This window comes from Agarivorans sp. (assembly GCF_050295395.1).
Lineage (GTDB): Bacteria > Pseudomonadota > Gammaproteobacteria > Enterobacterales > Celerinatantimonadaceae > Agarivorans.
Window position 1 is genome coordinate 1 of the sequence record NZ_JBNKPP010000311.1, and the last position, 9,792, is coordinate 9,792.

Annotated in this window: 9 protein-coding genes; 2 read left to right on the top strand and 7 right to left on the bottom strand. The window is 48.2% G+C overall.

What is annotated here, in order from left to right; genetic code table 11:
- A partial coding sequence (locus ACQY6Q_RS18600) for an HAD hydrolase family protein (RefSeq protein ID WP_427983736.1) occupies positions 1-379 on the top strand: 379 nt, incomplete at its 5' end.
- A 326-nt stretch (positions 380-705) separates the two neighbouring features.
- Here the strand turns inward: ACQY6Q_RS18600 and pfkB are convergent.
- From pfkB to ACQY6Q_RS18625, 5 genes are all read right to left on the bottom strand, one after another.
- On the bottom strand, positions 706-1,632 hold the full coding sequence (gene pfkB, locus ACQY6Q_RS18605) for a 1-phosphofructokinase (protein WP_427983737.1): 927 nt from the start codon (positions 1,630-1,632) through the stop codon (positions 706-708).
- Positions 1,629-3,371 carry a zinc-binding dehydrogenase gene (locus ACQY6Q_RS18610; RefSeq protein ID WP_427983739.1) on the bottom strand — a complete coding sequence of 581 codons (1,743 nt, stop codon included), beginning with the start codon at positions 3,369-3,371 and terminating at the stop codon, positions 1,629-1,631. The genes pfkB and ACQY6Q_RS18610 overlap by 4 nt, the downstream gene beginning before the upstream one ends.
- Positions 3,372-3,399: 28 nt before the next feature.
- Positions 3,400-6,030 (bottom strand): phosphoenolpyruvate--protein phosphotransferase, encoded by a 2,631-nt coding sequence (gene ptsP / locus ACQY6Q_RS18615; protein ID WP_427983741.1) that lies wholly within the window; start codon positions 6,028-6,030, stop codon positions 3,400-3,402.
- 92 nt (positions 6,031-6,122) lie between these two features.
- Positions 6,123-7,511, bottom strand: coding sequence for a PTS mannitol transporter subunit IICB (locus ACQY6Q_RS18620; RefSeq protein WP_427983743.1), 1,389 nt, complete (start codon positions 7,509-7,511; stop codon positions 6,123-6,125).
- Between the two features lie 30 nt (positions 7,512-7,541).
- Positions 7,542-8,024 carry a PTS sugar transporter subunit IIA gene (locus ACQY6Q_RS18625; RefSeq protein ID WP_427983745.1) on the bottom strand — a complete coding sequence of 161 codons (483 nt, stop codon included), beginning with the start codon at positions 8,022-8,024 and terminating at the stop codon, positions 7,542-7,544.
- Positions 8,025-8,266: 242 nt separating this feature from the next.
- Between ACQY6Q_RS18625 and ulaR the strand changes: the two genes are divergently transcribed.
- Positions 8,267-9,034: an HTH-type transcriptional regulator UlaR gene (gene ulaR / locus ACQY6Q_RS18630; protein WP_427983746.1), complete on the top strand. Its 768-nt coding sequence runs from the start codon at positions 8,267-8,269 to the stop codon at positions 9,032-9,034.
- 4 nt (positions 9,035-9,038) lie between these two features.
- Here the strand turns inward: ulaR and ACQY6Q_RS18635 are convergent, their stop codons facing one another.
- Both ACQY6Q_RS18635 and ACQY6Q_RS18640 read right to left on the bottom strand, forming a co-directional pair.
- Positions 9,039-9,386 carry a hypothetical protein gene (locus ACQY6Q_RS18635; RefSeq protein ID WP_427983748.1) on the bottom strand — a complete coding sequence of 116 codons (348 nt, stop codon included), beginning with the start codon at positions 9,384-9,386 and terminating at the stop codon, positions 9,039-9,041.
- The coding region (locus ACQY6Q_RS18640; RefSeq protein ID WP_427983750.1) for a chloride channel protein at positions 9,383-9,792 on the bottom strand (410 nt) is incomplete at its 5' end. The genes ACQY6Q_RS18640 and ACQY6Q_RS18635, both read right to left, overlap by 4 nt.

Genomic DNA, 9,792 nt, shown 5'->3' on the forward strand with positions numbered 1-9,792 from the left:
GATGGTAGGCGATGGGATTAACGACGCCCCTGCTCTGGCCGCTGCAGATGTGAGTTTTGCCATGGGCCAAGGCACCGATGTAGCGATTGAAACCGCCGACATCACGCTAATGCGTGGCTCGCTGCATGGCATCGCCGACAGCATGCGGATCAGTCGTGCCACGTTGACAAACATCAAGCAAAACTTATGGGGTGCCTTTATTTATAACAGTTTGGGCATTCCGATTGCAGCCGGCCTACTCTATCCCTTTACCGGCATGTTGCTTAGCCCGATCATTGCCGGTGTGGCGATGTCTTTATCGTCGATTACCGTAGTAAGCAACGCCAACCGACTACGCACTTTATCGGTACATCAACAGGAGGCACAGCATGGTAGTTAATTTATTAGGTTTGCTCGCCATTGCACTGGTTATCTGGTGGTTTTGGGGCACTAAAAACTAGCTAATCGAATAAGCCGCAACCACTATGACTCACATAATGGCTATCTAAGGTTAACACTTGATAGCCATTTTTATGGCTTACTCATTGTCACAAGGTTTAGCAACTCAAAGGCTAGCCACTTCCCTATCGATTGCCAGAACATCATTTCACCGAAGCTACTGCTGCTCGCTTATTCCGAAACATCCAGCAATGTTCCACCAGCTAAGCCAAAAAAAAAGGCTTATTGATGAATAAGCCCTTGTTACTTCATTGCCTTAATTGGCGCTTAGTTAATTTGTCGACATTGCTCTAGCAGCTGTTCGACTTGCGCTAAATCGCCTAGCTCGGTGCCCGGTCGGCTGGCTGTGGCTGCGCCACAGGCTAAACCATAGGGCAGCGCTTGGGCTAGGCTTTCACCTAAACTTAAACGCCAAACTAAGCCCGCCACCATGGAATCGCCCGCACCAATCGGATTGGCTTCAACGATACTAGGGCTAGCAAATTCATGCAGCTGCTCTTCACTAGCCATTAACGCGCCGGCTTTACCTTGTGATACCACCAAATTCTTTGCGCCCATTGCCAGTAAGGCTTTGGTCCATGCTTGGGTGCTTTGTAACTCTTCGGCATCCAATTCCAGCAAGGCTTGGGCTTCTTCCAAATTAGGTTTAATCAAACTAGGGCCAGCGAAGATGCCTTCACGTAGCGCTTCTCCGCTAGTATCTAGCACGGCATGCGCCCCCGCATCTTCAATTAAACAGACCAACTGGGCGTAAAAGCTAGTAGGCACGCCCAGCGGCAAACTGCCGCCGAGTACCCACCAGTCTCCGGGCTGCAAGCGCTGCTGAATGCTTTCCACTAAACGAGTCAGTTCAGATTCGCTAATGTTCGGTCCAGCTTGGTTCACCTTAATGTGGCGGGCATTTGCGCCCTCCACAATAGTGACATTGGTGCGGGTTTCCCCAGCAATGCTGGTAAATTGGCAATCAATACCGGCCGCTTCCAACTCATTGCTCAGGCGTAAGCCAGTTGCACCACCAACAAAACCCATGGCGATGCTATCTTGGCCTAAGTTCTTCAGCATTCGCGACACATTAAAGCCTTTTCCACCGCAGTCCATTCTGGAATCGATTGCTCGGCTGACTGAGTTGAATTCTAACTGATCAACGCTTAGCTCAAGATCCGCCGCAGGATTAAGCGTTAAGGTATAGATCATGCCAACTCCTTAAAGTAGTGATCAAACAAGGCTTTTTCTGCCTGTTTGTTCCAAGTATTGCCTGCGCCTAAGGCAGCCGCGACTTCTGGTAACTTCTCTGCTAGTTCGTCTAAGCCCAATAGTGGTAGCTCTTCTAAGTGAGGGAAGATTAAGATTTTGCCGGGATACTTAGCATCAATCATCGCTTGAATACCATCTTTCGCTACATTCATACCACCAATAGCGGCGACACAAATGGCAGGTGCAATATTACCCGCAACCGTATTGTCCATTACCACGGTTTGGTCATCAATGGTTAAGCCTGAAGTGCCGGTGTATTGAGCATTGCTTAAATAAACCGAGCTAAAGTCAACTGGCGCTAACGTGCCATTAGGCACCCCAGCAAACAATACCAACATACCGTCGTCTTTCATGAAGGTGGCAGACTCAGCCATGATTTGCGCATTAGGAACGCATACCACCACATCGTCGGCGCCTTCGCCCTGGGTCATTTGTTTCACTAATTCAGGAAGCGGTGTATCGCTGTTGGTTGGATTATAAGTGACTAACTCGCAGTTATTGGCTTCGGTTAGGCTGGCAAAACGGGCTTCAATTTCGGCCAAACGTTGATCGTTAATATCGGTCACTACCACCTTGCGCGGTCCATCTTTTAGTTCAATCGCCCGTTGCACGTGCATTTGCCCCATGGGGCCACCCGCACCAACAAACACTGCGAAGCCGTCTTTTCTTAAGTCACAACGGTTACGTTGCTCGCCATAGGAGTCGGCGATATCTACCCCGCTATTACCAATAAATGCCACGTAGTCGTAGTGTAAACGACCTACATCGGCATCCACTAAGCCATCAAGGGGTTGCTTGCCTACCATGTTCATGGTGCCGCGGCGAGCCACATATTTAGCAATGCTAGTGAGGGCTTTTGCTGATTTAGGCGCCAGTACCACTACATCGTCAAAACCTATACCATCGGTGTATTCATTTACCGCTTGCTCTAAGTTTTCCACAGTGATGTCGTTGCGAATAATCACCTGTTGCGCTTGTTTCTCGGCTAATACTTGTAGCTGTTCTGGCACGTTGGTGAGAATAACCTTAGCGGGTGATGACAAACCTTTGGAAAAGCCATAAACGGTATCATCACCAGCTTGGCCGACTATCCACATTACCCCGCCTTGCTTAGGCTCTAAACGGCGACGCTGCGTGTACGAGGCCCACACACAACCCCAAGGTTCTAGCAATGCCGCCTCGGCAAAGCCCAGCTCATCAGACACTTTTAGCAAGCAAGAGCCTTCGTCAGTCTCAAGAATTTCTGGACCAATTAGGTGATATTGGGTTAATCCGCCCGGTACGGTGTAGCCGTAAGCAGTACTTTTACCATTTTGGTAAATATCCGGCTGCATGGCGTAACGCTCGCCTACCTTAAATTGCTCGCTTAACTCATCACCCACTTTTACCACAGTAAGTGTGGCCTCGTGGCCCAAACGCGTTGGCTCTTTGGTGAGGTCGCGGTTATATAACTTAGGATGGGAGCTACCTTGATTAATTAGCTTCACATCAGAAAAGCACAGGCCTACAGCGTCCACTCTCACCAATAGTTGGTTGGCCGCTGGTTCTGGAATATCAAACAGTTCTGGCTGGTTATTTTTACCAATGTTATCCACGCCGGCACCGTACATGTTCCAAGTGCTAGTTGCTTTAGGTAGCGCTTGTGCTAAATCTTGATATTTTTCAAATTGACTTGTCATTGTATTACCTACTTAATTCTATAAATTTTTAAACGAGATCTTGATGGCTTTGGTACATCGCCATCACCGCTTCTGAGCTGCACATTTGCAGCGCTTTTTCTGCTTTAATTTGTAATTTGCTGTAATCAACCGAACGAATAATGCTTTTCACTGCGGCCACATTGGCTGGGCTCACCGAAAGCTCTTCTACGCCTAGGCCCACTAACAGACAGGCAATATTGGGGTCGGCAGCCATGTTGCCGCATACGCCTACCCATTTGCCGTTGGCTGCGGCGGCTTTTACCGTCATAGAGATCAAGCGCAGCAAACCGGGGTGATAACTGTCGGCTTCACAACAAAGCTCGGGGTTTAATCGGTCCATCGCCAAGGTGTATTGAGTTAAATCGTTAGACCCGATGGAAAAGAAGTCCACATGTTTGGCTAAGGTATCGGCCACTAGCGCCGCCGATGGTACTTCCACCATAATGCCGAGCGGCAAAACCGGTGCGTCTAGACGCTGTCTAACTTGCTCGGCAAGAGCTGCTGCTTTAGACCATTCCGACATTTTGGCCACCATGGGGAACATGATGTGTAATCCCGTTTGTCCCTGCTCTGCCACTTGCCACGCTGCAGTGCGATAAATGGCTTCTAACTGGCGCTCGAACATGGCTGGATGTTTAAACGACAAACGCAGCCCACGCACACCTAAGAAGGGATTGTCTTCATGGGGCATATTCATCCACGAAACCGGCTTGTCACCGCCAATATCAGCGGTTCTCACCACTAACTGACGGCTGCCCAGTTCTTTAACTATCACTTTTAGTGCCTCGATTTGCTGATCAATAGAAGGCTCTTCAGGTGCACTTTCAAACAAGAACTCAGTTCGTAATAAACCTGCGCCTTCACCACCATGTTCTAAGACTTTGCTGGCATCGGATGGTTTGGCGATATTGCATACCACATCGATATGGCGACCATCTTTGGTGACCGCGGGTTCATGTTGATGGGCTTCTTCCAGCTCGCGCATTTGTTGCCACAACTGAATGTTGTGTTCAGCTTCGGCTAAGGTGTCTGGCTCTGGTTGAATCACCAAACAGGCCGATTGTGGGTCTACTATTGCGAGTTGCTGGTTAGCTACGCCACAAAGCTTACCGGCGCCAACGCCTACCACCGCAGGAATGCCTAAGGCGCGGGCTAAAATGGCCATGTGACTATTGGGTCCACCCAATTCGGTGGCTATGCCCTTAATCGGTTTGCCTTCAAGACCGGCAGTTTGTGAGGGGCTTAAATCACTGGCCAATAAAATAAACTCTTGCTCTGGAAAACTGATGCCTTGCTGCTCGGGTAGCAATAAGTCCACCACGCGCTGGCTAACGTCTTTGAGATCGGCGATACGCGCTTTTAAACGCTCGTCACTGAGTTGAGCCAAAGCCTCAATTTGCTCGGCCAAGGCTTGTTGCCATGACCACGCCGCACTATTGCCTTGAGCAATCAATTGCTCACAGCACTTAACAATGGAGGCATCTTTAAGTAATTGTTTTTGTGCCTTTAAAATCGCCGCTTCGTTGGGCGCCTTAGCCAATAAAGATTGATATAGATCGTCTGTCACCTGCTCGGCTTGCCTTAAGGCTTTGCTTAAAGCGGCTTGCTCTAGCTGTGCACCTTGGCCTTGGCGCTCTACATGCTGCTGTTGTTCGGTCAATACAAAGATGGGTGCCAGCGCGACTCCGGGTGAAGCAGCCATGCCTTTTAATACCGCACTACCCGCCGGCTGCTTAAGTCCGGGTAAGCCTTCGAGAGGATTAAACTCGGCGTGCAGACTGGCCTCTTCATCGTCTAAACCTGCAGAAATCATCGCCGCAATATCGCTCACCGCTTGCTCTGCTTGTTCGCCTTGGGCCGATACCACAATGCTATCGCCAAGCTGGGCGCCCATGGCCAATATCGCGGCCATCGATTTAGCATCGGCGCTGTTTTCACCGTTACGTAAACGGATTTCGGTAGCTGAATAACTAGCAGCTTGTTCACTAATGATGCTGGCGGGACGGGCGTGCATACCCGCTTCGTCTACCACTTGGGCGCTCTGGCTTAGCTCGAAGTCAGGCAATACTTCACTCACCTTGAATTGACTTGCTCCCAAGGCAGAGATAATGGCTTGCACATCACTAGTACTAGCAAGTTGTTGAGATAAGTCCTTATCCATCACCACGGCGGTCAATTTTTGCAACAAGGGCAAATGATCATCACCAGTGGCCGCAATCCCCACCGCCAGCTTCACCATATCGCCGTGTTCATTCCATAATAAACCTTGAGGAATTTGCACCACCACAACGCCACTTTTCACCACCAAAGCTTTGGCTTCATTGGTGCCATGAGGAATGGCTACACCGTTTAACAAGTAGGTGCTGACTTTTTCTTCGCGCGCTTTTAGTGCGTTACTGTAGTCACCGTTCACTAAACCTAAAGCCAACATCTGCTGGGCAATAAACTCTAATACCTGCGCTTTGTTACTAAGTTGCTGATTTAAAAACACCTGCTCAGGCGCCACTCCTAGCGGTGTGCTAGAGGGAGCTGGCGATGGCTCTGGCAACGGCGCTTCCGCGACCGCAGCAGTGTCGGGCTGAGAGGCAACTTCTGTCTGTTCTTCACTGGAGGCGAATAAACGCTTTAAAAAGGACATGCTTATCTCATTCTATTCAATTAATTAAAATATTGGTTTGGGCTATAGCAGGCTGCTGGCTTGGCAGCACTGCTATAACTAAGCCGCTTGGCTTATGCTTTCAAACTGGCCACTAAGTCGTCATAGAAGCTGGCATCCATGAAGTTGCCAATGCTGACATGTCGCGCACTAGGCAGTTTTGCTCTAGCCCGTGCCGATAGTTCTTGTTGGGTAATCACCATGTCGGCGTCAACTAAGTCGTTAATAGCCGCGTTACTCACGCTAATATTTAAACCGGCTTCTTTAATTTTGCTGCGTAATACCGTGGCACCCATGGCAGACGAGCCCATACCTGCATCACAAGCCACGACGATGCTACGAACATCACCGCTGGCCATAGCTGCAGCAGGAATTTGCCCTTTCGACTCAGCCTTGTTGGCTTCAACGGCAGCTTTAGCAGCTTCTAAGTCGTCGGTTTCTGAAACATCTTTGCGGATCATGATTGACGCAACTAAGAACGAGGTGGTGGCCGCTACGGCAATCGAACATAGAGTGAGTACAATGCCCATACCACCAGTCGACATTAACACTAAGGCAAATACCGAACCTGGAGATGGCGGCCCTACCAAAGCGTTACCGGTGACCATGTTGAAGGCTACACCCGCCATACCACCCGCAATGACAGCAAGGATCAAACGAGGTTTCATCAAGATGTAGGGGAAGTAGATTTCGTGAATACCACCAAAGAAGTGAATGATGGACGCACCATAGGCCGATTTTTGTGCAGTGCCTTTACCTACTACCATGTAGGCTAATAACACACCTAAACCAGGACCTGGGTTAGTTTCAATCATGTAGAAAATGGATGAACCAAACTCTGCAGACTGCTCAGCACCCAGTGGGGTAAATACACCGTGGTTAATCGCGTTATTTAAGAATAGGATTTTCGCAGGTTCAACAATAATTGATACCAAAGGTAGCAATGAGCGTTCAACGATCCAGCCCACACCATCGCCTAAAGCAGTGGTAACCACCGATACAATGGGACCAATTAATAGGTAGGCTACTAACGCCATTACCATGCCGATAATGCCTAGTGAGAAGTTGTTCACTAGCATTTCAAAACCGGGTTTGATGCGACCGTGTACCCATTTGTCAAAGTGGGCAATGGCCAAGCCACCTAATGGACCCACTATCATGGCACCCATGAACATGGGAATATCTACCCCAACAATCACCCCCATGGTTGTGATGGCACCAGCCACCGCACCCCGTTCGCCGCCCACCATTTTACCGCCGGTGTAACCGATCAAAAGTGGCAACATGTAGAGGATCATCGGGCCCACTAATGAAGCGAGGCTTTCATTAGGTAGCCAACCAGTTGGAATGAACAGGGCGGTAATCAAACCCCAAGCGATGAAGGCGCCAATATTGGGCATCACCATGCTACTTAAAAAACGGCCGACTGACTGAACGCCAACCTTTAAATTGTTGCTAGACATTTGTCTATCTCCTTATTCCTTTATGTTTTTTTAATTGTCTAAATTGGACTGAAAGGCCAATTGCAAACTGTCGAGTATCACTCGCTCTTCAGAGGTCGTTAGCCAACATTCGATCATCTTGGGATCGTTCATTAACTGGGCGATCGATGAAAAAACGTAGGACTGAGACTCTCTGAGTTTTTGTAGGTTTTCTTTAGGTGGTACAGCTAGTAAGAAAATAATACGTACGTCTTCGTCCGCACTATTCCAGCAAAAATCAGGATTTTGCATACGCACAAAACAAAGAACCGGTTCGTTTATGTGCTGAGTAATAACATGAGGAATGGCAGTGTGCTGGCCAGCAAAGGTACTGACTACATTTTCACGCTGCATAATATCCTTATACAAGCCAGACGGGTTGCTGGTTTTACGTAACAGAAACAATTGTGCACAAATGCTGTATAAAGCTTCGTCTTTTGAGTCCGCTTCAAAATCCAACAAAATGCTTTGCTCTGTGATTAATTTTTGGTTCATTTTCGTCCCTCGCATTACCTTAGTGCGAGTATAGGTAGGTGCGAAAATGTGTCAAAAACGTCAAACCTCAATCAGCTCATATTGCGCGCATTTTTAACAACTATGCAACAGCAGCAAATATTTTCTCATTTGTAATCATTTGTGAACTTTTGTAATCAAATACACTGTGATCGGGGTAAAAGTTTTCAAAACGTAATCATTTATAATCATTTCCAATCACTAAAACTTCAACTGAATTCATTATGTCTGCCAAACTTCGTCACAACCAAATTCTGCAACATCTCGAAGAACACACTTTTGCCAGCGTGCAACAATTAGTCGAACTCTTAGATTGTTCCCCAGCCACGGTAAGGCGCGATTTAATCGACCTAGATAATGAAGGGAAACTAAAAAAGATCCGTAATGGTGCCGAGAAGATATTGTCGCCCAGTGCGGAGTCTTCTCCTGGCATGGTGGGTTTTTATCCCAACATTTCCGATTACAGCAATTACGAAGAGTCTGACCGTATTGCGCAACAAGCGGTTAAGCTATGTGAGCAACGCGATAATATCTTTGTCGGTGAAGGGCGCATTACCTTTTTAATGGGCAAGTACCTCTTGGCTAGCCAAGTTCACGTTTATTCTAATTACTTGCCGCTGCTCACCTACCTGATTTCCCAAGACTATCCCCACTTGGTGGTATTAGGTGGCCAGTACATTAAAAGCCAGAGTTTGCTGGTGTCCCCCGACAACCATAGCTCCTATCAGGGACGTTATCTGATCGTGAGTGGCGACGGTTTAACCGAAGCAGGCTTAACCAAATCTGCCCTACTCACCTTTATGGAAGAAAAGAAAATGCTGCGTTACGCCGATAAGGTAGTGGCGATGATAGAAGCCGATAAGGTAGGCGTATTTGGTGGTGTATCGTTATTTACTTTGGACGAGATTGACATTGTCATTACTGGCCAACAAGCCGATCCCAAAGTATTAGAGCGCCTTAAAGAACACAACGTACAAGTCTATTTGGTGTAAAAGGCTATTCGGGGAATATCTTCTTATTCCAGCTAGGAATGGGCGTATTATAAGGATTAATCCGCCACGGGCGTGGCTTAGTTTTTTGTTCAATGATTTTGCAATACAAGCTTAAATCATGGGTACGGTAACCCGCTTCAATGCGAAAACTGATCGGTTGGTCTTCTAACTCGAACCACACTATGTCTGGCTCGGCTATCAGCTGGCAACGGATTGGCTGCTCCACCTGCGAGCTTACCGTGGCCACTAACTGCTCGCCTTCCAGCAAGGTACTCAAGGTGCCAGGATAAGCAACAACGGCACTGCTTAACAGTGCCAGTGCGCTCGCTGTAATCCTTAAGCTGTGATTCATTTTTGCTGCGTTCTCTTATTTAACCAAGCGACAAAACGGCTATTGGCGGCACGAATTTCACCTAAGGTGGCCTCATGAGTGGCCAAGTTCGCCGATTTCGGCACTGCAATGCGCTGTGAAGAATAAATACCGGTATGGCCACTGAAAAAATACGCCACAAAACAGGCCACCGCAAAATACAATAAGTGCTCAGAGCCAAATAGCTCTACTCCCATAATAGTACATGCTAAAGGCGTATTGGTGGCCGCCGCAAACACCGCAATAAAACCTAAGGCGGCAAATAAATCTACCGGCGCGCCCATGGCCCAAGCGAGGAAGTTACCCAAGGTAGCACCAATGAAAAACAGTGGCGTGACTTCGCCCCCTTTAAAGCCCGCCGCCAAGGTAATAGCAGTGAGCAACAGTT

Coding starts and splice junctions, on each gene's coding strand:
- pfkB (WP_427983737.1), bottom strand. CDS start 1,632: ATGATCTATACCTTAACGCTTAATCCTGCGGCGGATCTTGAGCTAAGC.
- ACQY6Q_RS18610 (WP_427983739.1), bottom strand. CDS start 3,371: ATGACAAGTCAATTTGAAAAATATCAAGATTTAGCACAAGCGCTACCT.
- ptsP (WP_427983741.1), bottom strand. CDS start 6,030: ATGTCCTTTTTAAAGCGTTTATTCGCCTCCAGTGAAGAACAGACAGAA.
- ACQY6Q_RS18620 (WP_427983743.1), bottom strand. CDS start 7,511: ATGTCTAGCAACAATTTAAAGGTTGGCGTTCAGTCAGTCGGCCGTTTT.
- ACQY6Q_RS18625 (WP_427983745.1), bottom strand. CDS start 8,024: ATGAACCAAAAATTAATCACAGAGCAAAGCATTTTGTTGGATTTTGAA.
- ulaR (WP_427983746.1), top strand. CDS start 8,267: ATGTCTGCCAAACTTCGTCACAACCAAATTCTGCAACATCTCGAAGAA.
- ACQY6Q_RS18635 (WP_427983748.1), bottom strand. CDS start 9,386: ATGAATCACAGCTTAAGGATTACAGCGAGCGCACTGGCACTGTTAAGC.